This is a genomic window from Candidatus Neomarinimicrobiota bacterium (genome assembly GCA_021734025.1).
In the GTDB taxonomy this organism is placed as follows: Bacteria; Fidelibacterota; JAANXI01; order JAANXI01; family JAANXI01; genus JAANXI01.
Genome location: JAIPJS010000001.1, coordinates 288,725 through 311,833, shown reverse-complemented (window position 1 = coordinate 311,833; position 23,109 = coordinate 288,725). Strand labels below are relative to the sequence as shown.

Annotated in this window: 16 protein-coding genes; 5 read left to right on the top strand and 11 right to left on the bottom strand. The window is 51.4% G+C overall.

The genetic code is table 11. The annotated features are described in order from the left end of the window. The first annotated feature begins 102 nt into the window (after nucleotides 1–102). Together trmB and lhgO are read left to right on the top strand one after the other, a co-directional pair. Nucleotides 103–783: a tRNA (guanosine(46)-N7)-methyltransferase TrmB gene (gene trmB, locus K9N57_01150; GenBank protein ID MCF7802775.1), complete on the top strand. Its 681-nt coding sequence runs from the start codon at nucleotides 103–105 to the stop codon at nucleotides 781–783. A gap of 189 nt (nucleotides 784–972) precedes the next feature. Next, entirely contained in the window at nucleotides 973–2,196 is a 1,224-nt protein-coding gene (gene lhgO / locus K9N57_01145) for an L-2-hydroxyglutarate oxidase (GenBank protein MCF7802774.1), read from the top strand. A 607-nt stretch (nucleotides 2,197–2,803) separates the two neighbouring features. Here lhgO and K9N57_01140 read toward each other — a convergent pair. From K9N57_01140 to mce, 6 genes are all read right to left on the bottom strand, one after another. Then, nucleotides 2,804–3,472 (bottom strand): fumarylacetoacetate hydrolase family protein, encoded by a 669-nt coding sequence (locus K9N57_01140; GenBank protein ID MCF7802773.1) that lies wholly within the window; start codon nucleotides 3,470–3,472, stop codon nucleotides 2,804–2,806. Further along, nucleotides 3,469–5,721, bottom strand: a complete 2,253-nt coding sequence (purL, locus tag K9N57_01135; GenBank protein MCF7802772.1) for a phosphoribosylformylglycinamidine synthase subunit PurL — start codon at nucleotides 5,719–5,721, stop codon at nucleotides 3,469–3,471. The genes K9N57_01140 and purL overlap by 4 nt, the downstream gene beginning before the upstream one ends. A gap of 27 nt (nucleotides 5,722–5,748) precedes the next feature. Beyond that, on the bottom strand, nucleotides 5,749–6,873 hold the full coding sequence (locus K9N57_01130; protein ID MCF7802771.1) for a hypothetical protein: 1,125 nt from the start codon (nucleotides 6,871–6,873) through the stop codon (nucleotides 5,749–5,751). A gap of 373 nt (nucleotides 6,874–7,246) precedes the next feature. Next, the gene (locus K9N57_01125; protein MCF7802770.1) at nucleotides 7,247–8,260 is read right to left on the bottom strand and encodes a M20/M25/M40 family metallo-hydrolase; all 1,014 of its coding nucleotides are present in this window, start codon (nucleotides 8,258–8,260) and stop codon (nucleotides 7,247–7,249) included. A gap of 1,186 nt (nucleotides 8,261–9,446) precedes the next feature. Then, nucleotides 9,447–11,303 (bottom strand): excinuclease ABC subunit UvrC, encoded by a 1,857-nt coding sequence (gene uvrC / locus K9N57_01120; protein ID MCF7802769.1) that lies wholly within the window; start codon nucleotides 11,301–11,303, stop codon nucleotides 9,447–9,449. 42 nt (nucleotides 11,304–11,345) lie between these two features. Beyond that, nucleotides 11,346–11,756 carry a methylmalonyl-CoA epimerase gene (gene mce, locus K9N57_01115; GenBank protein MCF7802768.1) on the bottom strand — a complete coding sequence of 137 codons (411 nt, stop codon included), beginning with the start codon at nucleotides 11,754–11,756 and terminating at the stop codon, nucleotides 11,346–11,348. Between the two features lie 224 nt (nucleotides 11,757–11,980). Between mce and K9N57_01110 the strand changes: the two genes are divergently transcribed. The 3 genes from K9N57_01110 to K9N57_01100 all read left to right on the top strand — a co-directional run bounded on the left by K9N57_01110 (nucleotide 11,981) and on the right by K9N57_01100 (nucleotide 14,980). Continuing rightward, complete coding sequence (locus K9N57_01110) at nucleotides 11,981–12,160, top strand: hypothetical protein (protein ID MCF7802767.1); 180 nt, start codon at nucleotides 11,981–11,983, stop codon at nucleotides 12,158–12,160. A 117-nt stretch (nucleotides 12,161–12,277) separates the two neighbouring features. Further along, on the top strand, nucleotides 12,278–13,606 hold the full coding sequence (locus tag K9N57_01105) for a BNR repeat-containing protein (protein ID MCF7802766.1): 1,329 nt from the start codon (nucleotides 12,278–12,280) through the stop codon (nucleotides 13,604–13,606). Between the two features lie 168 nt (nucleotides 13,607–13,774). Continuing rightward, nucleotides 13,775–14,980: a glycoside hydrolase family 88 protein gene (locus tag K9N57_01100; protein MCF7802765.1), complete on the top strand. Its 1,206-nt coding sequence runs from the start codon at nucleotides 13,775–13,777 to the stop codon at nucleotides 14,978–14,980. Here the strand turns inward: K9N57_01100 and K9N57_01095 are convergent. The 5 genes from K9N57_01095 to K9N57_01075 form a co-directional block, all read right to left on the bottom strand. After that, nucleotides 14,959–15,132, bottom strand: a complete 174-nt coding sequence (locus K9N57_01095) for a hypothetical protein (GenBank protein ID MCF7802764.1) — start codon at nucleotides 15,130–15,132, stop codon at nucleotides 14,959–14,961. The two genes, K9N57_01100 and K9N57_01095, sit on opposite strands and share 22 nt — an antisense overlap. Before the next feature lie 75 nt (nucleotides 15,133–15,207). Beyond that, a complete protein-coding gene (locus K9N57_01090) occupies nucleotides 15,208–17,157 on the bottom strand; it encodes a glycoside hydrolase family 97 protein (protein ID MCF7802763.1) in 1,950 nt (649 codons plus the stop codon). A 142-nt stretch (nucleotides 17,158–17,299) separates the two neighbouring features. Continuing rightward, entirely contained in the window at nucleotides 17,300–19,240 is a 1,941-nt protein-coding gene (locus K9N57_01085) for an alpha-N-arabinofuranosidase (GenBank protein ID MCF7802762.1), read from the bottom strand. Between the two features lie 76 nt (nucleotides 19,241–19,316). Next, complete coding sequence (locus tag K9N57_01080) at nucleotides 19,317–21,323, bottom strand: alpha-L-arabinofuranosidase (protein ID MCF7802761.1); 2,007 nt, start codon at nucleotides 21,321–21,323, stop codon at nucleotides 19,317–19,319. A 448-nt stretch (nucleotides 21,324–21,771) separates the two neighbouring features. Continuing rightward, on the bottom strand, nucleotides 21,772–22,830 hold the full coding sequence (locus tag K9N57_01075) for an arabinan endo-1,5-alpha-L-arabinosidase (GenBank protein ID MCF7802760.1): 1,059 nt from the start codon (nucleotides 22,828–22,830) through the stop codon (nucleotides 21,772–21,774). Nucleotides 22,831–23,109: the final 279 nt, after the last annotated feature.

Sequence of the window (23,109 nt, the reverse complement as noted above, 5' to 3'; positions counted from 1 at the left end):
AGGGAAGACAACGCCGTTGGCAAGGGAAAAGACGTCAAATTTCGAATCGTGTGGTGGATCGAACCTTTGAAACAACGACGGGACTGATTAATTTTCGGAACTATGAATGACGGATTCCCCTTTCAAAAGCAGCCGCTCCTCGAATTAAAGGACGAAGACAAGATTAATGAAGCCCGCCGGATGAAGCATCCCCACGGCTGGTCTAGGGAAATTCGTCCGTTGCATGATGTGGATACCTTCCTCTCCCCCGAGGTATTGAAGACAAAGCCGCTTTACCTGGAGATCGGATGCGGCCACGGGAACTTTATGGAAAAGCGGGCTTCCGAGGATCCGGACGGTCACTATATCGGCATCGAGAACGTCCACCTGTTTGCAGTCACCGCCGCCGAGCGGATCGAGAAAGCCGGATTGACCAACGTGCTTATCATCAATCAGGATGCAAATGTAGTGCTGGAACAGGTCTTTCCGCCGGAGTCACTGGACAAGATTTTCATCATGTATCCGGATCCCTGGCCCAAGAACCGGCACGAAAAGCGCCGGCTCATCCGGGAAAGCACGTATGAGCGCTATCACGACGTGCTAAAGCCCGGCGGTCTCATCAATATCTGGACGGATGCGCCAAAATGGGTGGAACTCTCTTTTCCGTGGCTTGAAGAATTGCCCGGCGAGATTACAAAAGAGGAAGTTTCCGACGAGATTTCTAAACAACGGACACTGTTCGAGCGAAAGGCCAAGTCCAAGCAGCATCAGATTTTTCATATTACATATACGAAAAGTACGTAGTGCCAAGGCCAATTATATTTATCTGTTGTAGAGACGTGCCATGCAGGCTGTGTGGAAACAGAAAAACAAGGGAAAATTGGGAGTAATCATCGCATTTTCTTTCTAGTAGAGACGTTCCATGAAACGTCTCTACTATTCAACTTGGTGAAGGCCAAAAAAAAATTCATTAAACCATTCTCCGGAGTAAAAATGCCAAAAACCTACGACATCGCAATCATCGGCGGCGGAATAGTTGGAGCCGCAACGGCGAATCAACTAACCTCCCAAACATCAGCCTCGGTAGTCATTCTTGAAGCGGAAGACCACCTGGCGGCGCATCAGACCGGCAATAACAGCGGCGTGGTGCATTCGGGGCTCTACTACAAACCCGGCTCACTCAAAGCGACCACCTGTACCAGCGGGCGCAAGGCGCTATACGAATTTTGTGAGGACTACGATATTCCACATGATCGTTGCGGGAAGGTCGTCGTAGCGACCTCGGAAGAAGAGATCCCCCGCCTGGACGAGCTGGAGCGCCGTGGACGCGCAAACGGTCTGCAGGGAATCAGGCGGCTCTCACCGGAAGAAATCCGGGAGTACGAGCCGCACGTCGCCGGTGTGGATGGTCTGCACGTTCCGGAAACCGGCATCGTCGATTTTTCAAAGGTCACCGAGACATATGCGAAACTGTCACAGGATCGCGGTGCAGAAATCCGGTTAAATTCCGAGGTGACCGGTTTCGCCAAAGATGGTGACGAGTTCGTGCTGGAAACCAAATCCGGTGAAGTTCGGTGTAAAAATCTCATCAACTGCGGTGGACTCCAGTGCGACCGGATCGCCCGGATGTGCGGCGTGGAGCCGGACATCAGGATTGTGCCGTTCCGGGGCGAATATTACGAACTGGTACCGGAATCCCACTCGCTGGTGAACGACCTGATCTATCCGGTGCCCGATCCGGAGTTTCCGTTTCTCGGCGTCCATTTCACCAGAATGGTACACGGCGGTGTTGAGGCCGGGCCGAATGCGGTGCTGGCATTCAAACGGGAAGGCTACAATAAGCTCAGTTTCTCCCTAAAAGATACGCTCTCCACCTTCGGATACGACGGCTTCTGGAAACTGGCGGGACAGTACTGGCAGACCGGCATTGGAGAGTTTTATCGATCCTTTAGTAAGTCGGCATTCGTGAAGGCGCTTCAGAAATTGATTCCGGAAATTCAGGAGTCCGATTTGCGCGCCGGAGACGCCGGCGTCCGCGCCCAGGCGTTGGATAAGGAGGGCAACCTCATCGACGATTTTCATATCCTCCAGGAGCGCGGAATGATTCACGTCCTCAACGCCCCGTCCCCCGCCGCGACTGCCTCTCTGAGTATCGGCCAGCGCATCGCGGATCTGGCGGAGGAGCATTTCGGGTTAAATGAAGGGAATATGGTATAGGGGAAGACAGTATTAGAGTGTTCCCCAAAGGGATCCCTTCGGGACGGGTGTTCAAGTAGCTATTTCTTAATCTTAATCCTACTCTTAATCTTACTCCGATTTTGTTTGTTGTTCGTTGTTCGTAGTTGGTTGTAGTTCTGGTTGTATCCTTTTATCAGGCTTCGCGATAGCAGAGCACATTCTCGTATGGAGAAAGGAGAAGGGAGAAGGGAAAAAGATAATGAGACCCGGAGGGACGATTGCCTTCAGCCCACCAATTTATTGGTGGGTACGTGATACAAGGTAAATCACCAAAGTCCCGCCAGGGACGGCCAAATCTTAGAAGGATTTCTAACCAAAAGTAGTAAGGCTCTCGTTTAATGTCCCGGCAAAGCCGGTTTTAAGCGGGCATACCGAGTATTCGGAGTTGTACCGTCCGCTTGAACCCGATTGCATCGGACTTCAAGCGGACGGTCATTTTGTTTTTTTCCGGTCTCCTGTCTCCGGTCTTCATTGTAGAAACAGCGATTATCCCAAGGGAATCCCTCTGGGAAGATTAGGATTAAGATTAAGAAACGAGAAACGGTAACACATTAACACAGTAACACTCTAACACAGCAACACGGCGTTAACCTACAGTAAACGTCTCCTCCAACACACCATCAATACCAATTGTGATTTCATCATGAGTACGAACCCTGCTCACTCCCGCGGGAGTACCGGTATAAATAAGATCCCCCTCTTCGAGGGTAATTGTCCGTGAGAGAAAGGTAATAATCGTCGGGATATCGAATACCATGTCACTCACGAGCCCGGTTTGCCGGTTCTTCCCGTTGAGTTTGAGCCAGAATTCCGTCTGATTAAATTTATCCTGTGATGGAATCGGCAGGAACTTCGTGATTCCGGCGGAGTGGTCAAATCCCTTGCAAAGCAGCCACGGGAGACCTTTTTCACGTAAATCCGACTGTAACTGCCTGAGCGTAAAATCGATGCCCAGCGCGTATCCATCGATATGATTCCACGCCTCTTCCTTGTTGATGCGCCTGCCGGTTTGGCCTATAAGGAGCACAATCTCCACCTCGTGGTGGACGACGCCCTTTTCGATGGGAAACGTCAAAACCGTATCCGGGCCGACCAGCGCCGACGTTGGCTTGGTGAAGATCACCGGCGCGTCCGGGATCTTGCTCTGCAACTCCTGGATATGCGGGAGATAATTTTTCCCGACGCAATAGATGGTTCCCACATCTCTGGATTCTGGTTCGGACTCTCCGTCTGCGTATTGAACCTGATGACTCATGCCGCCTCCTCTTGACTTGTGGAGATCGGCTGTTCCATGTAGGACGGTATGGTGTTATCGTACCACTCCCGGAAATCTTCGACGCTTACGTCGATCTTGTCATTAAACGAGAATCGCTCGCCACGCACCCGACCAATTGTTGTACACGGCACACTATACTGGGACGCGATGCGTTCGATGGCCAGCAGGTTATCTTCTGAAAGACTCACAACGACCAGGGACTGGTTTTCCGAGAACATTAATTCGTCATCCCGGATTTTCCGGTGGACGTGAACATCGGCACCAAACAGCCGCTCAGGATTGCCAAGACAACACTCGGCGACTGCTACGGCGAGTCCGCCATCGGAAACATCGTGTGCTGAGTGAATAACCTCTTTCTGTATCGCTACCCTGAGCGCTTCCTGGACGCGCTGCTCGAAGTCCAGATCGATATCCGGCGTGTCGGCCACCAGGCTGTCATGCTGAGCCTGGAGATAAGTGCTGCCACCGAGATCGCCCTTCAGCGTCCCCATAATCATAATAAAGTCGTTTTCCCGCTTGAAATACGGCGTCATAATCTTACTCACGTCATCGATGATCCCGACCATCCCGATGACCGGTGTGGGATAGACCGCCGAATCCGGGCTTTCATTATAGAAACTCACGTTTCCGCCGGTGACCGGCGTCTGCAGGATTTCGCAGGCGCTGCCGATGCCGCCGATGGCCTCCTTGAACTGGTAGTAATTCTCCGGATCGTACGGATTGCCGAAGTTCAGGCAGTTGGTGATGGCCACCGGTTTGGCGCCGACGCACGAAACGTTCCGCGCGGACTCGGCCACCGCGATTTTGCCGCCCTTACGGGGATTGAGATACACATATTTGCCGTTCCCGTCCACAGAAATTGCGAGCGCCCGATTTGTATCCTTGATCCGCACGACCGCTGCATCTCCACCAGGGCCAATTACAGTATTGGTACGCACGGTATGATCGTATTGCTCATACACCCATCGCTTACTGGCGATATTCGGGTGCGACATCATGGATTGGAAGACTGCGTTGTAATCCTCCGGCTCATCGTAATCTTCCACAGAGTACTGCGGCAAATCGTCCAGATATTTCGGTCGTTCACTCTCCCGGTGGTACACCGGCGCGCCGCCACCCAACACCAGATCCCACGCGGGGACTTCGCCGGCATCTTTGCTCTTATGGGTTAGGGAAATTTTGCCGGTATCGGTCACCTCGCCAACGATGGCATAATCAATATCCCACTTTTCAAAGATTTTGATGGCTTCGTCCTCGAACCCGTCTTTGATGACCGTCAGCATTCGTTCCTGGGACTCGGAAAGCATGATCTCGTACGGAATCATCCCCTCTTCCCGCTGGTGCACCTTGTCCAGATCCACGTTCATGCCGACGCCTGTTCTGGCGGACATCTCAGAGGTACAGCATGTGATGCCGGCGGCGCCCATATCCTGGATGCCCACCACGTACGGCTTCCGCGCCAGTTCCAGTGTGGCTTCCAGGATCGACTTCTCCGCGAACGGATCGCCCACCTGGACCGCGGGACGACGCTCTTCCGATTCCTCAGTTAATTCTTCGGAAGCAAAGGTGGCGCCGTGAATGCCATCCCTTCCGGTGGCGGATCCGTAAATAATGACGGGATTCCCGACACCGTCCGCAATTGCGCTCATCGTGTACTCCGTCTGAACGATTCCGACGGTCATGGCGTTCACCAGCGGATTACCGGAGTAGTGCTCGTCGAAGACTACTTCCCCGCCCACGGTGGGGACACCGACCGAATTCCCGTAGTCGCCGATGCCTTTTACGACATTCTTGAACAGGTATCTATTCCGCTCCTCTGTTAACGGGCCGAATCGTAGCGAATTCATGGAGGCGATTGGCCGGGCTCCCATGGAGAAGACGTCCCGCAGGATCCCGCCAACGCCGGTGGCCGCCCCCTGGTACGGCTCGATGGCGGACGGATGATTGTGGCTCTCAATCTTGAATGAGACGGCCAATCCGTTTCCGATATCGACCAACCCGGCATTCTCCTCGCCGGCTCCGGCCAGAATGTCCTCACCTTCGCTGGGCAGCTGCTTAATCAGGGCAATCGAATTCTTGTAACTGCAATGCTCGCTCCACATCACCGAAAAAATGCCCAATTCGGTATAGTTCGGCGTCCGGCCGAGTATCTCCAGTATCTTCTCGTACTCCTCCTGGGAAAGGCCGTGTTCCTTCGCTAATTCCAGTGTTACTTCCGGTTCACTCATGCGTATCCTCGTAATCTGATGGTTCGGTTAATTATGCTTAAAATCCCGGCGAATCACCCGATTCGCCCGAAAAAATTTGGTCGACGAATAGCTCGGCACCGCAGAAATCCTGAACACGTATTCCCCTTCTCTGGCATTCTCTGGTATTTCCCAGCGATGGGTAAATCCGCCCTGGGGCACGCGTCGGTCATCCACCAATGTATCGACCTCCGACTTCCCCGGCTGCATGACGGTGATAGTGACATCCGCTCGCTCGGTCAGCTCAAATGAGAGCCGGAGCGTCTCCCCATTTCTGGAAAGATCGGTGGCCAGAATATCGGTTCCGATGAGGTAGTATTGTGCGGCGTAGGATTCGGCAACACAGACCTGTCCGAAGCGCTTCCAGACGGCAATCCCCTGGGGATGCTGAAACTGGTAATCCCCTTTCCCCTCGCTTCCGATGGTGTCGATCAATTTGCCGTGGCGGTCGATTTTGATAATTCTCCCGTTTGCCGCGTCCGTGAGATAATAATTGTTGTAATAATCGGTAGCAATATAACGAAGCGCCGCGTTTTTTTCTTCCGGTTTATAGCCCGATAATTTACGACCTTCAAAATCAGTTATAACCACTTTTTTCCCGTTTTCACAGATGATGCCCAGCCGGGACTGTTTATAGCGCGTCCACTCGTCGTTCCGGTCGTACGACACAATCCCAAGCGGCGTATCAATACTGTCAATAAGCACTTTCCAATGATGGGTAGAGCTGTCCCAGGTCCAGATTTTCGATCCGGCGCTATCACTGACGAACAGGTCTCCTCCGGAAGCAAGCGTAACGTCGAACGGACGAAAGTTTTCTGCATTTGGCCGGGAATCGGAGCGATAAACGAGATTTTTTCCCTCCTCGTTGAACAGATGGGCGATCCGGCCGTTATCTTTGTCTGCCACGTAAACGTCACCGCTGGCGTTGCACGCAATACCCCGGGGATTCTGGAGCGATTCCGGAGTTCCGGGCTCCCCGCGATAGATCTCGATATTCAGGAGCGACGTGTTATAAATAATTTCATTTTTCCCGGCATTCACACCGTAGACGGAGAGTTCGTCGTCATCATCCTCCGTGTCCGGATCGTCTTGACCGCGTAATTTCGTGAGCGCTACTCCTTGTGGATTGTCCACCGACGTGGCTGTCCCCACCGCAAAAAAGAGGTGCGTCCCGGTGGCTTTCCGGAGTGGCGCGTGGGATTTAGTTGGGAATACGAGAGAGGTGGAGTGGTCGCGGTCGTTATTTTGGGCATATATAGAAGAAGCTAAACAAAGTATAAAAATGAGAATCCCGACTTTTGCTCGATTGTAATAAAAAATCATAATTGCAGAGGAATAATAGGTGTGTAAATCAGCACGTTTAGTAGAGACACGCCATGCAGCGTGTGTAAAAACAATAAATCAAGGAAAAATTCGACCGGTTTGTCACTGGTAGAGACACGCCATGGCGTGTTTCTACAATGCTCTTCATAACTATTGAATCGTATCGCCCATGAAATAACGTCATTTAAGATTCCATGTGGTCATTCAAATACTCAACAATATCCATATACTTCTCCACCGCCTCCAGGATCTCCGATTTTTCGATTTTCTCCTCTTGGGTGTGCGCATCGTGGATAGACCCAGGCCCCAGGAGCAGCGGCGTCCCCCAGTTCCCGAGGAACGGGATGTCCGTGCTGAAGGCGACGATTTCGTTTTCGTAGCCCGGAATATTCATCATCTGCTGGGGCTCGCACTGGCTGATCTCTTTGACCGTGCCCTCACCATTCACCGCGTTTCGGACAATCGTCTTCACATTCGCCAAAGATGTTGAAACCCGAAACAGCAGCGATGCCCCGGCCTCGTTGGGGATGACGTTGTACCGGTCGCCTCCGTACAAATTGCTGATATTGACCGTGGTGTCGCCTAATTCCGGATGGGAAGGCAATGTTGTTTCACGCAATCGTTCAAGGATATTCAGCAATTTCTCCACCGCAGAATCACCAAGTTCCGGGTAGGCAGAGTGTGCGGACTTCCCCTCCGCGGTAATTTCAACGATATAAATGCCCTTTTGTCCAGCAACCAGCCGATTTTCGGTCGGTTCGCCAACAATCAAATACTCCACCCCGTCCGGCGGATTTTCATTCTCCACCTTCGCGCCTATGCTGTCGATTTCTTCCCCTACGGTAAACAGGAATCCGATATTGTCCGTACCGGAATGTACCAGCTGAAACGCCGCCCCAATCATGGCAGCAATGACGCCCTTGGTATCGCACGCACCCCGGCCGTAGAGGTAGTCGTCATCCTCGGAGAACTCAACGAACGGCGCCACCGTATCCAGATGGGAGCAGAAGTATATTTCCGGCTCGGCATCTCTAGATGGCTTCGTTAAGAGATTCCAGCGATCGTCGGTTATTTGAGTGCGCTCCGTCTCCCATCCGTGTCCGTCGAAGAACGATTGCAGATACCCGGCAAACGGCGCCTCGTTCTCCGAGATAGATTCGATTCTGATAAAGTCGCGTGCCAGGTCAATGACATCCATAATTCAATAATTTCCTGTAATAGTAATTTCAACAATCATAGGAAAAAAGTACCTGTAGGACGGGAGTTGTGCAAGATTAAAGACAGTGTGAGAGTGTTCGGGTGTTCGAGTGTTCAAGTTGGAAGGCGTGTTAGAGGAATCCAGTTAGTAGTCGCGGCTTTAGCCGCTTTTGATCTTTGTTCGTGGTTCGTTGTTGGTAGTTTACCGGACAGATTCAGTTCTTATAAATTTATCGTTGGATTTTAATCCAATTTGAGATGTTGAATTATTAAATAATTTTAAATTCCGGCTAGACGGTACATGAATAGCCCCGGGTTTTAACCCGGGGATTTAAAGTCCCAATAATGACTAAAGTAAGTAGCCCAATTAATTCAACCGACCACAAACCACACATATCTAACAAAATTGCTAAATCCAACATTTATTATCTCCCATAAACACAATTCCATCCCTCTCAACAGAGACTCCTCCCGGAGCTGTCTCCTACCTCTTCGAAGAGAGGGAGAACAAGTGGGTGAGTTGTGTCAGTAAACGGAATTCGGCAGATATTATGTTTTTCTCACAATAGATAACAAATCACCATACTATCCAGGAATAAAAACCGGGTTTTATTTGACCAGTTAGTAGTCGCGGCTTTAGCCGCTGTTGATCTTTGTTAGTGGTTCGTGGTTCGTTGTTAGTAGTTATAATTTTATTTGTCTCCATTTAATGGGATTTACAAATTAAAGATTTTATCCGATCGGAGAAGAGAGAGGAATGGGAAAGGGGTTTTAGAATGCCAATATGACGCCCACCAAATAGCCCCGTCAGGGGCGGCTGCAGTCAGTCCACCAATTTATTGGTGGGCACAGGAATTACAAGCATTCCACAAGTCCCGGCAGGGACGGCCGGTATTTATCAATATTTTCATTCGTCCCTTGCGGGACTCTTCCATTATTCGAAATATTCGATCCCCGGGATAAATCCCGGGGCTATTCATGTAACGCCCTCCCAAGGTTCAAGATCTTTTTGCCATTCTGCTTACTCCCTTCTCCACCACGGCGTACACGAAAAAAGTCCCACCCTGTAATTGATTCATATAGATAATACAACTTACAACGAACCACTAACAAAAATCAGAGTAAGATTAAGAATCAGGACAACCTGAACACCCGAACACCGGAACACTGTTGTTGCCTTTACTGCTTCACTCCTGGTGTACAATCTCCTCGCCGGTGAGCTGCTCCTTGATCTTCACCGCCAGCGATTCGGAGATGCCCTGCACTTCCTCGATCTCCTTGATGGTGGCTTCCTTCAGCTTCTTCACGCTCCGGAACCGCTTCATCAGGCGCTCCTTACGGATCTTGCCCACGCCTTCGATGTTATCCAGATCCGAGACCACCATAGTCTTGCCTCGGAGTTTCCGGTGATACGCCACCGCAAACCGGTGTGCCTCGTCCCGGATGCGTTGCAGTAAAATGAGTCCCGGCGAGCTCTTGGCGATAAACAGCGGTTCCGAGTGCTGTGGGATGTAGACCTCCTCCAGCCGCTTGGCCAAACCGATGACCGTCACCGGAGGAAATTCCAACTCGTTTAATGTCTCCACCGCGATATTCAGCTGTCCTTTGCCACCGTCGATTAAAACCAAGTCTGGTACCGGAAGTTTTTCCTCCAGCACGCGGCTGTACCGCCTGTTGATAACCTCCCGCATGCTGGCGAAGTCGTCGTTGCCTTTCACGGTCTTAATCTTGAACCGCCGATACTCCCCTTTCCGCGGCTGGCCGTCGATGAAGGTAACCATGGACGCTACGATATTCGTTCCACCGATATGTGAAATGTCGAACGCCTCGATGCGACGTGGCGGCGCTTCCATCTGGAGTTCTTCCTGCAGGGTCGAGACGGTCTTGGGGATGTACTCGGCCTTTTTCTTCTTCTGGAGGGTCAACTCGCCCAGCAGCAGTTTGGCGTTCTTCTCCGCCAGTCCCTGGAGCTTCTTCTTATCGCCAATCTTGGGTTCCTTGAAGTAGACCCGTAGATCCGAACGCTCCGAGAGCCACGTCTCCAGCGGTTCCTGATTTTCCGGGAGCACCGGAAACAGGATTTCCCTGGGGACGAAGTCCACCTTCATGTAGTACTGCTTCACGAAATCCTCAAGGATGGCCGACTCTTCTTTATTTTCCACGCCGGATAGATAAAAGTGCTCCCGTCCGATGAGCTTGCCGTTCCGGAGTCGCAGAACGACCACGGCGCAGTCATCATCCTCCGCCGCCATGGCCAGCACGTCCCTATCTTCAAAATCGCCGGTTTCCACCCGCTGTTTCTTGGCGTAATTCTTCACCGCATTGATTTGGTCTCTGACCCGGGCTGCCTCTTCATATTCAAACTCATCTGCTGCCTGGTTCATCTTGGTTTCCAGGTATTCCACCACCTCATCAGTGCGGCCGTTCAGAAAGTCGATGACCTTGTCGATCATCGCGTTATAGTGCTCCTTGCTCACCAGTCCCTCGCACGGCCCTTCGCACTTCTTGATATGGTAATCCAGGCAGACGGACACCTTGTTCTGCTCGATGGTTTCCTGGTCTATGTGATATCGGCAACTCCGGATGGGAAAGATCTTCTTCACCACCCGCATGGTGGAGCGCAGCGAGGTGACGTCCGTGTACGGCCCGTAATACTTGGAGCCATCTTTGATCACATCCCTGGTGATAAACACCCGCGGATACGGCTCGTCAGTGATCCGGACGTACGGGTACGACTTGTCGTCCTTCAGCCGTACGTTGTACCTCGGACGGTGCTCTTTGACCAGGTTCGCTTCCAGGAGCAGCGATTCAACCTCGGAATCGGTGACAATAAAGTCGATATCCCGGATCTGGTTCACCATGGTCTGGGTCTTCGGGTCGCGCTTGTCAGCCTTCCCGCGAAAGTACGAGCGCACCCGGTTCCGTAACACCTTGGCCTTCCCGATGTACAGGATGACGTCCTTCTTGTCCTTAAAAAGGTATACGCCAGGCGACTTGGGCGCGTTTATCAGTAGCGATTCGATATGTTCCGTCGGTTCAGGCATCAGATATAAAAATTCACTGCTTAAACAATTGTTCCAAAGATGTCATGAGCGGTCGGCTGGTTCACTGAGTTCAATCAACACCCCGTGCGTGCTTTTCGGATGCAGAAACGCGATCTTGTTCCCTCCGGCGCCGAGAGTTGGTTCCTCGTTGATGAGTTCGATTCCGGCGTCTTTCAGGGATTGTAGCATCTCTTCGATATCAGTTACCTCAAAGCAGATGTGGTGAATTCCCTCACCCTTCTTCTCAAGGAATTTCCCCACGGGAGAGTCCGGATCCGTTGGCTCCATCACCTCCAGCTTCGTCTCACCGGGATCGTAGATATCGGTGGTAATTCCCTGCTCCTCCACCGTCTCCCGGGGTTCGATATCGATACCCAGCAGCTCATTGAACATGCGTTTGGCACCTTCAATATCATTGGAGGCAATAGCGATATGATCGATTTTTTTAATCATAATTTAGAGGATAGCACGCTGATGACGCAGATTCGGCAGATAACCGAAGATAAAAACATATCATCTTAATTTGCGGTAATCCGTGCCGTTTCAGCGAATCCCGGCTTGCCGGGATCAGTGTGCTATTGTTTTATCCGAATCTAACTGCTACGCATGGATTTGCCAACGGGGAATTTTGTATTCTTTCCAATCATTCAGTCGTCCCTGGCGGGACTTTCTTGTTTATGGTACCATTATTCCCCGGGCTAGCGCCCGGGGCTGAAAGCGATCCGTCCCGTTCGGGACGGATAACCCATGGCTATCTTGACCAAAGAGTCCCGGAGGGACGATTGCATTTAGCCCGCCACGTCAGTGGTGGGACACCGGACATTAATAAACCAAAGTCCCGCCAGGGACGACTGTAACCCCCCATTTTCACTGGGAATGTTCTCCCGCAAATGTTAAACTTTCCTCAATTCATTTAACCCTCACACGGCCAAAATCCATTGACTGATTTTCGTTTCATACGCAGCACTTTATTGATGAAGGCACAACATCTCATCCTCGCGGTGGGTTTTGCTCTTTTCCTGGGCACCGTCGGCTGCAATCAATCAAAACAGATTGATGCGACTCCCCGGATTTCCGCCGTTGGCGATGGCTGGGCGAAGAACTCCGTCAACGCCGTGATTTTCAGGAAGAATTCGCTGGTGACGCATCATAGGACCCAATTTATCGCTTACTACGATTCTGCGGAGAATGTCATCCTTGGCAAGAGAAAGGTCGGTACGGACGAGTGGACGCTTCGGAAAACCCGATACTTGGGAAACGCCGAGGATGCGCACAATTCCATCAGTATGATGGTGGACGGCGACGGTTACCTCCATATGGCGTGGGATCACCATAATACACCACTGCGATATTGTCGGAGTGAAAGTCCCGGTTCGCTGGAGATGTCGGACGAATTGGCCATGACTGGAAAGGCCGAGTCCAGGGTGTCTTATCCGGAGTTTTACCGGCTGCCGGATGGTGATTTGCTTTTCTTTTACCGGGATGGTGAATCGGGTCGTGGAAATCTGGTCATCAATAAATACGATGTAGAAACTCAAGAGTGGACGCAAATCCAAGACAACCTGATCAGCGGTGAGAGCGAACGAAACGCTTATTGGCAGGTGTGTGTGGGCGCGCAGGGTGCGATTCATATCTCCTGGGTCTGGCGCGAAAGCCCGGACGTAGCCAGCAATCACGATCTCTGCTATGCGAAATCGACGGATGGTGGCGTTACCTGGATGCGTTCGACCGGTAAAGAATATGCTCTCCCCATTACTGCTTCAACTGCCGAATATGCGCTCAAAATTCCGCAGCAGAGCGAACTCATTAATCAGACCTCTATGACTACGGATGCCGCAGGAAATCCATATATCGCCAGTTATTGGCGTGCGCAAGGTGATTCCGTCCCACAATTTCAGTTGGTCTACCGCCGGAACAATCGCTGGGAGCATCAGAACACCGGGTTCCGGGAGACACCGTTCAGCCTGAGCGGCGCCGGCACCAAGCAGATTCCCATCTCCCGTCCTCAGATCGTCGTCTCCGGAAAGAAGGCGGATATCAAAGCCTATATTATTTTCAGAGACGCGGAAAGAGGTAATCGTGTGTCCGTCGCGATGAACGGCGACCTTACAAAAAACGAGTGGGAGGTCATCGACCTGACGCACACCGGCTACGGTTCCTGGGAGCCAACTTACGATACCGAACTCTGGAAATCTCAGGGAATTCTAAGTCTATTCCTGCAAAACGTTACACAGATAGACAGCGAGGGATTGGCCAAAGTTTCAGCCCAGCCAGTGAAGGTGTTGGACTGGCGGGTGGAATGACCAGGTTTAATCCCTTTAATAGAGTGACGCCATGGCGTCACTCTACGCAAGATGTTTTCGTGGATCACAAAAAAATGAAATACTTCGGTAGAGACGTTTCATTCCTGTCCCGAATCGTCTGGGAAACGTCTCTACATACTTGAGAAACACTAAACCGAGAGAAAAACCATGAATCCCAAATCATCTCACAGAGTCTTCCCCATTCTTTTCTTCACCGTCTTACTAGGTGGATTACTCATTCGGTGCCAGTCCCAGCAGTCATTGCAGCAAACCATCGACACCAACTTCTCCGTGGCGGCCGATCAATACCGCCACATGATGGAGCTGCTCCCGGACGACCGGTTTCCACAGAACTATGATTACAATACCGGAGAGATGGAAACCAGCGGCTCCGGCTGGTGGTGCAGCGGTTTCTATCCCGGCACCTTGTTCTACCTGTACGAGGAGACCGGGGCCGAAGACTTGTACAATGAGGCGACAAGAATACTCAGCCACCTCGAAAAAGAGCAACACAATACCTCCACCCATGATCTGGGATTTATGATGTACTGCAGCTTTGGCAATGCGCATCGCATCAACCCGAAGCCGGAGTATCGCGAAATCCTGATCAACAGCGCCAAATCGCTCTCGACCCGGTTTAATCCGACAGTCGGCTGCATAAAGTCGTGGGATTCTGATCCAGACGACTTCCTGGTGATCATCGACAATATGATGAATCTGGAGTTGCTGTTCTGGGCGACCGAAGCAACCGGCGATTCTTCTTTCTATGATATTGCCGTCACTCATGCGAACACGACTATCGAGAACCATTTCCGCGAGGATACCAGTTCCTGGCATGTGCTGAATTACGATCCTGATACCGGTGAAATCCAGGAGAAGCGCACCGCCCAGGGTTACTCGGACGAATCGGCGTGGTCCCGGGGACAGTCGTGGGGATTGTATGGGTTTACGGTTACCTACCGGGAGACCGGGGACAAGAAATATTTACGACAGGCGGAGGGGATCGCCAATTTTCTTCTGAATCATCCGAATCTGCCAGAGGACAAAATCCCGTATTGGGACTATAATGCCCCGAACATCCCGGATGCCAAGCGTGATGCCTCTGCGGGGGCGATCATGGCTTCTGGTCTGCTTGAATTGAGCCAGTATGCGTCTCCGGAGGATTCGGCGACCTATTTCGCGACCGCGGAGACGATTATCCGGACGTTATCGACGGATGAGTATATGGCGAATGTCGGTACCAACGGCGGATTTATCCTGAAACACAGTGTTGGTAGTAAGCCGGCAGATTCAGAAGTAGACGTCGCCATCACCTATGCGGATTATTATTTCGTGGAGGCGATGCGGCGGTATCAGGATTTGACTGTGGAGTAGACGAGTCTGATTTCAGTCGTCCCTGGCGGGACTTTGCGATTTTTCATCAATTCAATCCCCGGGATAAATCCCGGGGCTGAAAGCATTCCGTCCCTGCCGGGACGGAAACCCATAGGAATTTCCACCGGATAGTCCCGAAGGGACGGTTGCATTTAGCCCACCACGTCAGTGGTGGGTATGCGTGATCTTAGAAACCGCAAAGTCCCGTCAGGGACGATTGGCATTTCTTACTTTCCGCCAAACTTCATCAAAAATCCGCCATATCCAGATAAATCTACGGAATACTGCTTGCCCCCGGATAATTCCACTTTCTCCTGACGAAAATCCCGGTTGGTCTCGCCGTCGGCGATCAACATGCCTTCGGTGGAAGCGAGAAATGACAGATCCAGGGTCACCTCTTTTTGCCGGTCTTCCCCGTTAATCCCGGCGACATACCAGGCATTCCCCTTTTTCCGGGCCAAGACTGCCAGTTTTCCGGGATAACCTGCGACGAATTCCGTCTGATCCCAGGCTACCGGAATTTCTTTCATCACCCGCTTCACATAAGAAGGAACAGAATTCATCCCTTTCGGGATGGCGGCGAAGTGTTGGACTCCGGAATGAAAGATAACCCCCGTGGCCAGCTCAAAGGCATTGGAGGTTCGCCGCTCAATGTTCGGAATCTCAGAAAATCCGACTGGTGTAAAGTCCATGGGATCGAACACATTCCTCGTAAACGGGATCACACACGATTTCATCGGCTGGCGGTTAGCATTCTGCTGTTCGAAAGTGACGAACTCGAATCCCATGATCGATTCCATGGTCACCAGATTCGGATATGTCCGCTGCCATCCCCTGGGGAGCGTGGTTCCGTGACAGTTCACCACTAGGTCATACTTCGCCGCATCCGTGAAAATATCCTGGTAGTATACCATCATGGAACGGGCATCCCCGCCAAAGAAGTCCACCTTGATTCCGGCGATGTCCATCTCCTGCAGCTTGGTGAACTCCGCTATTCTACTATCATGGGTCAGCAGTTTATCTCTGGGAGTGTACGGAGTCGTATTCCAGCTGCCAGCGGAGTTGTACCACAGAAGGAGTCCGACACCTTTATCCTGTGCGTATGCCGACAATTCCGCTATACCGTCATACCCGATGTTTCGATCCCAGTCCGCGTCAACGAGACAGTACTCCCATCCCATCTCGGCGGCATAATCGATGAAACGTTTTTGGGTATCGTAATTGACCGAGTTATCCTTTAGCATGACCCAGCTCCAGGACGCACGGCCCGGCTCGACGAAGGAGAAATCAGCCTCAACTGGCGGATCGGCTAAATCCGTTCCCAGAGTCGATTCAGCAATGGTCTCCAGATCGCCGATTGCGATAATCCGCCAGGGGCTGGACATGGGTAAAGTTCCGACCGGTTTAGCCCCGCCATCGGGAAATGACTCTACGACAGTGGGATAAACAATACTGAATTGCTGCGCTCCGGGGACATACGAAATCCGGGATCCACAGTAGTTATATCCGGGTGCTGTTTCTGAAATCAGTATCCAGGTCTCACCGGTTTTAAACAGTGCAGGATACACCCATCCGTGGGGATTATCCGGCAGCTCCCTGATATTCACATCGTGTATATAGTGCTCTTCGTAGCTGGGATTGGATTTTTGCCAACCGGACTTCGGTTCGGCCAGCGGCTGTATCCAGGCGTGGGTTTCTTCTAAAAACCGAAAGGTCGTATACTCTTTCAGAATCGTCCTCACATCCGGAGTCTTTTCCGGAAAGTGGTACCGAAACGCCACGCCATCATTGGAAACCTGAAAAATGATGTCCAACGGATTCCCGGCATCATTTCGCAGGTGAAAAACACGCCGGTTGGCCTGATACCGGATTTCCGACTGCTTGCCGGTGCGCATGGAGTATTTGTCATCGACCGGAGTCACCGCCGATGCCGTATCAACTCGGAGTGCGGTAAACAGATCGGCATCCATACGCTCAACACCCAGTCGGCTATTCTCAAGAACTGTTGTCCCCTGATAAGCCACCGAATAGTACGCAAATTGATCTCCGCCAACCTCAAAGGTGACGACTATACCCTGATCCGGACTCACAATCCTATAAGATCTTTCACCATCCTGCGCAAATCCCGGCATTCCCGCCACCAAAATAATGACTAAAATGATACCCCAGCGTTTCATCGCATAACTCCTTACAAAAAACTCCCGCTCCGGATTGGGATCGGAGCGGGAGTTTTATTTTTTGGCCGAACTTGGTTATCAATCATTTTCGCACGTGTGTAGAGACGTGCCATGGCACGTCTCTACATTGGGCTGCTAGTTTCTACAGCTGCACCTTAAACAAAGTAATGCTCAGCGGTTCGACTTCCACTGTATTCGTCAAATCGGTGTTCCCGGCTTCTTCGATATCGACGTTCCGTTCTTCACCGGGGACGTTATAGGCCCGCGGATCGTGGTCATCACTGGTGATTATCCACGTAGTCGCGTCGCTGGCTGGATCGATCCCCTCGAAGTTGAGATCGACGCTCTCTTTGTTCATGTTGACGACGCCGATAGTCAGGGCGTTTCCATCTTTGGTAAGCGCCGCGCTGATGTCGACATTTTTCGCACCATTCTCAACCATTACCGGCGTCTTGCCGAACTCCTTGCGGTACAGCATCAGTGGCAACCCGGTAGTGGCAAACTCTGCTTCGGTTTTGGTGGTCTTAATGGCGCCGATGACGTTCACCGTCTGGGCATAATTAGCCCCCCAATAGATATCGGAATTGCGGAAATATTCGTGCAGACCGGCTGCGATACCGAGCGCATCTTTGAGATGATACCGGACACCCAGTTCGCCGTAGCGATACGGGCCGTACCAGTAGTTCCATTCGTCCAGGGCAACTTTGATATCCTTCTCGGCGATGCCGGGGATCTCTTTCCGGAATTTCCGGTGGTAATCGGCAATCCGCTTGATGTTGCCCGTAATCTGTGCCACGTGCGCCGGAATATCACTGGTATCGTTCCACGCATAGAAGTGCTCGCTCATGAGATCCATGTGATCTGCGCTGTTTTCCAGCATTTCCCGTGACCATTCGCCATCATCGCCTATCTCACCGACACCGATAGTGGTGATGGAGGGATCAACTTCGCGCATTTTTTCTTCAACCAGGTTATGCTTCAGCACATAATCATCGATTTCCATGTAACCCAACTGCCAGCGACCAAACATTTCGTTCCCCACACACCAGTATTCCACATCATACGGTTCCGGATGGCCGTTCCGGGCACGCCATTCTCCGTATTCCGTTGAAGGATCACCGTTGGCATACTCAACTTCAGCCGCAGCCGAATAGGCATCGCCAAAACCGGTATTTACGGCAATCATCGGCTCGGTATCCAGGAGTCTGCAAAGATGGATAAACTCATCCAGCCCCATATCGTTGGTCTCGATACCCGTCCACGCCGGATTCGTCCGCGTAGGACGTTTATCTCTGGGCCCGATACCATCCCGCCAGTCATATCCGCTGACGAAATTTCCGCCGGGCCAGCGATAAACCGGCGAGTCAAGTGCCTGCAGGAGTTCGAAGGTATCCCGCCGAAAACCGTCGATATTATCTGCCGGCATAATTGAAGCCGTGGCGATCTTCAGAGTTCCCTGACCTTTCGCGGTAATCTCCAGCCGGGCGTTGTCGGTACTTGCCCCGGCAGTGAACATGAACGGCACCTTCACGTATTCTTCGTACACTTCTTCGATGACATGCGATTCACTGCCGCCATCCCATGCCAATGAGACTGTCACAGGGCCAACGTCACTTCCACCGGATAAAATAACATATCCGCTGTACTGCTTATCCTCCACCACGCCGAGTTCTCCCTGGAAAATCCCGACTGCGTCGCTGCCGGCCACGTTGATATGTGGTGTGTGTCGGCCGACATAAGAATTCTCCTTTACCATGGTGACCGTGCCTTCCGGCCCGATAACCTGCCACGGAGAAGCATTCAACACCCGCGCCTGCCGATCGGTTATGCGCCAGATGGCGTCTTCGCTCTCGGCCGGCACCGGATAGTAAAATTTGCGATCTTCCAGCATCTCGGCCCAGATGCCGCCATAGATGCATTGTCCAAGGTGCTCTATGAACTGGCCATAGATATACTTACTGATCTCCTCGCGCGTTTCTGTCTGATCGATAGTGACCGTTGCCGGCTGACTAAAGGCGCTGGTCACAAACAGAAAGCTGAGGCAGAACAGTACTGCCAGTTTCGTGCGTGATAATTCCCTCATGAATCCTCCCTTGCTGTGGTTCGCTCTGACATTTTGTTTACTTGTTTTCCCTGTTTATCTCTAATCTTCATACAATTTACTCCACAGGCACCCTGATGATAGTGAACGATAAAGGTGCAAATTCATACTCAAAATCCGGCCCGGTCACCGATGCCGTAAACTCTTCCGGATAAATCTTCTTCTGGTTATCGATGGTATTGAAGTCCTTCAGCGATCCGGACTTTAAGATGATGACTTTCGCCTCACCCCCAACCTCACCGGCGCCGCTGAGGTTGACGGATGTTTTCTGTGCCTTCTTCGTTGCATTGGCTACTTTGATAATGACCTCACCAGCATCTTTATCCAGCTGAGCGCTGGCGTGGAGGCCTTCAATTCCGTCGCTCGTCTTAGGCTTATCATCTACAGTCGCGGTCAACATATGCGTTCCCGGATTAGTACTGAACATCTTATGGACGTAATAGTTGGCGCTGCCGAACACATCAAGGTTATTAAAATAGATCAGATCCGGCTTCCACTGCCAAGCATCCAGGTGCCCGAACAGCGGTGCATACGATGACAGCCGCACCAGGTCGGCGTTCCTCTCAAACCCTATAAGAAACGCGGCTTCGTAGAGTGCCGTCCGCCAGGTATTCTCGTTATCCGGACTGGCCACACCGACGCTCTGGGCGCCGTATTCACCGACGAACAGTTTGGGACCGCTCCGGTCGTAATCGTCGTACCAGTCCACATTTTCCAGATAGAAGTCCGGCGTCCGGTAGAAATGCTCATCCACGATTTCCGGATCGAGCTTCATCCATTGTTTCCAGAGATAGTCTATTTCTTCTTCCCCGTTGGGGAATATCGTGGCATCCGAGCCGGTGGCCGCAACGATCTGTATGTCCGGATAATGCGCCTTGATGGAATCGACAAACGGTTTATACCGTTCGATGTACTGCGGGCCCCACTGCTCGTTACCGGCGCCCAGCATTTTCATGTTAAACGGTTCGGGATGTCCCATCTCCGCACGGACACTCCCCCACTCACTGTCTGCGGGGCCGTTGGCAAATTCGATGAGATCCAGGGCATCCTGGATATACGGGCCGAGTTCATCCACCGGGACTAACTCGCCGGTGTTAAACTGGCAGGCCATCCCGATATTCAGGATTGGCATGGGCTCGGCGTTTAAATCTTCGGCGAGCTGGAAATATTCGTAGTAGCCGAGTCCGTAGGATTGATAGTAATCCGGAGCCGGCTTGTGTTGGAATTCGAAGTTCCACCTGTTGATAGTCACCACCCGTTCGTCCAGCGGGCCGATGGTGTTTTTCCATTGATATCGCTGGGACAGGTCAAATCCTTCTACGATACATCCACCGGGGAAACGCAGAAATCCCGGCTTCATGTCTTCCATCATTTTTACGAGATCCGGACGGAGTCCGTTTTCCCGATCTTTGTAAGTATCGTGCGGAAACAGAGATACCATGTCGAAATCCAGTTTGCCGGTGCCTTCCACCCAGAGATTCATGGTGGCTTTTGCAGCAGTTTCAGTGGCAGTCAACTCGGTTTCATAGGTCTTCCATTTCCCCGCTTCAAAGCCGGAGACTTTACCCTTACCGATAACTTTCCCCTCGCTATTGATAATTTCCACGCGCAGAGCGGAGATGCTTCCCTCGACCTTTCTGGCCTGAATGGTGAAGTCAAATCCGGCGCCTTTCCGGATCCCCATGCCCCGGAATCCTTCATTATTCAGCCCGAAGCCACCACCGGTCTCTTTAACCCGGAACTGGGCATAGTTGGGATTCCGGGGCTGTTTATCGTACCGATAGAGCAAAACATCCCCTTTAGCACCATCTTTTCGGAGAATTTGCCATCCCATCATGGGGCGCTCGAACTCAAAAGAGCGATTTTTCACCTTTTCCGGATAGAGCCCGCCGTCACCGGCGAAGTTGATATCCTCGATAAATAGTCCCCACATAAGAGGACTAATATCCACTGCGGGATCATCTTCTACCTCGACGGTTATCCTGGGAACGGCTCCCAGGCTAACTGTCACGGTAGCCATAACTACAGTGACTAGTATGAGTTTAAGAACGCGATCGATTTGCATGCGAGTTGCCTGCCTTTCTTTAGGTATGTGTTTCGCTATATTTCTGAAGACCTATCATCAAAATTTATTGTCTAATATTACCTCGAAATCCGATTCTACAATATCCTCTTCCAATTTAACTATTTTAATTCGTCCTTTTGTCTTGACACCCTTGTGTGGAACACCTGGACACTAAAAGGACTTAAAAAGTCAAGGCTGCGCATTTCATTTCGACCATGCTTACGGCTCTTTCCAGGCCAGAATCAGAACTCCCTCCTCATCTACTTTTTTTGCGTTAATTATTACCGTTTTCATTCTCTCGTAATCTGGTCAACAAACAAAAGCACCAGTCAAACAGCTGATTTTGGCTTTTCTTCCAGTCGCCGAGCATGAAGGCGAAATGAAATGCGAGGCCAAATAATTTTTACTCATATTATCAGATTACATCCCCATTTATCTATTTATCCAATCAATTCGACGGCAAACCGTCCACGGACGGCCAACCTTCGTCTTCCCATTGAATTTCGGAGATCCAGAGTTTGGCATTTCCGTCATCTGAGACATCGTATCCGTGGAATATCAGATAATCTGTTCCATCAAAGGTGTAGGCCGCCTGATGTCCAACGGCCGCCCATTCCGCGTTGCCTTTGGCTACCAATGTGCCGCCGCCGTGAATCATCTTTTGGTTGGCGCGGTCAAGATACGGGCCGGTAATATCCTTGGAACGCCCGACCTTGATTTTATAGGTACTCTCTTCGCCACGGCAGCAGCGGTCCATGGAGACAAAGAGATAGTACCAGCCGTTTTTCCGAAAGATGAACGGTGCTTCTATGGCGCCGTTTTCCATATTCCGGTTCATCTCCAGGATTGCCTCCGGGTAGAGTATCTCATAATTCAGTTCAGGATTTGCGGCATCACCGGCATCTCGTTCGTCCAGCTTCCAGTAGCGATGCCGGGCGGCGATGGTGTGCCATTCTCTGGCATTGCCTTCTGCCACATGGATTAAATCATCCTGCATTTTGACGATTTTGAGTCCCATCCAGAAGGAGCCGAAACTGAGCCACGGCGTGCCGTCCTTATCGAAAGCGAGATTCGGATCGATGGCGTTCCACATATCACGACCGGGGATCGATTCTATCACTTTACCGTGATCCACCCACTCAAAATCAGGATCATCAGGATGAAGGGTGGTATTCGTCGCAACGCCCATGGCGGAGCGATTCCGCCCAAACGCCGAGACCGAGTAATAAAGATAATACGTACCGTCGTGAAAAGCGATATCCGGCGCCCAGATGTGGTTCCGAAATCCAGGTAACATCTCCATTACCCAGTCCGGTGCAGCGTCGAATACCTGGTCTTCCTCTTTCCAGCTTTCCATATCGGTGGAGGACTTTACCGAGATACCCCGTCCGGTGTGAAAGATGTAATATGTGTCGTCCTGTTTAATCATCACCGGATCGTGGACTCCGACGTCTCTGGGCTGGGCGTTGGTGATTCCTCCGGACAAAAAGCAGGCGAAAATTATCATAGCAACAATTTTTTTGATCATGATTCTCCTCAGAAGGTCGAAATTAATTCTCGCTCAATTGCACTCGGAATTATGCTAAGTGTTGCGTATTGCGTATTACGTATTGCGTAAGGTTTCCTTTTTCTGTCGGTAACCGCTCCATACGTCGCCAGCAGGTTGCGTAAATGTCTTTTCCAGCTTTCCATCTTTCCAGGCTCCTGTCTCCGGCCTCCAGTTTCCAATCTTTTCCGCAATAGGCATTGTCATTTATTTTTTAATCAATCTTCATTCTACATTTTT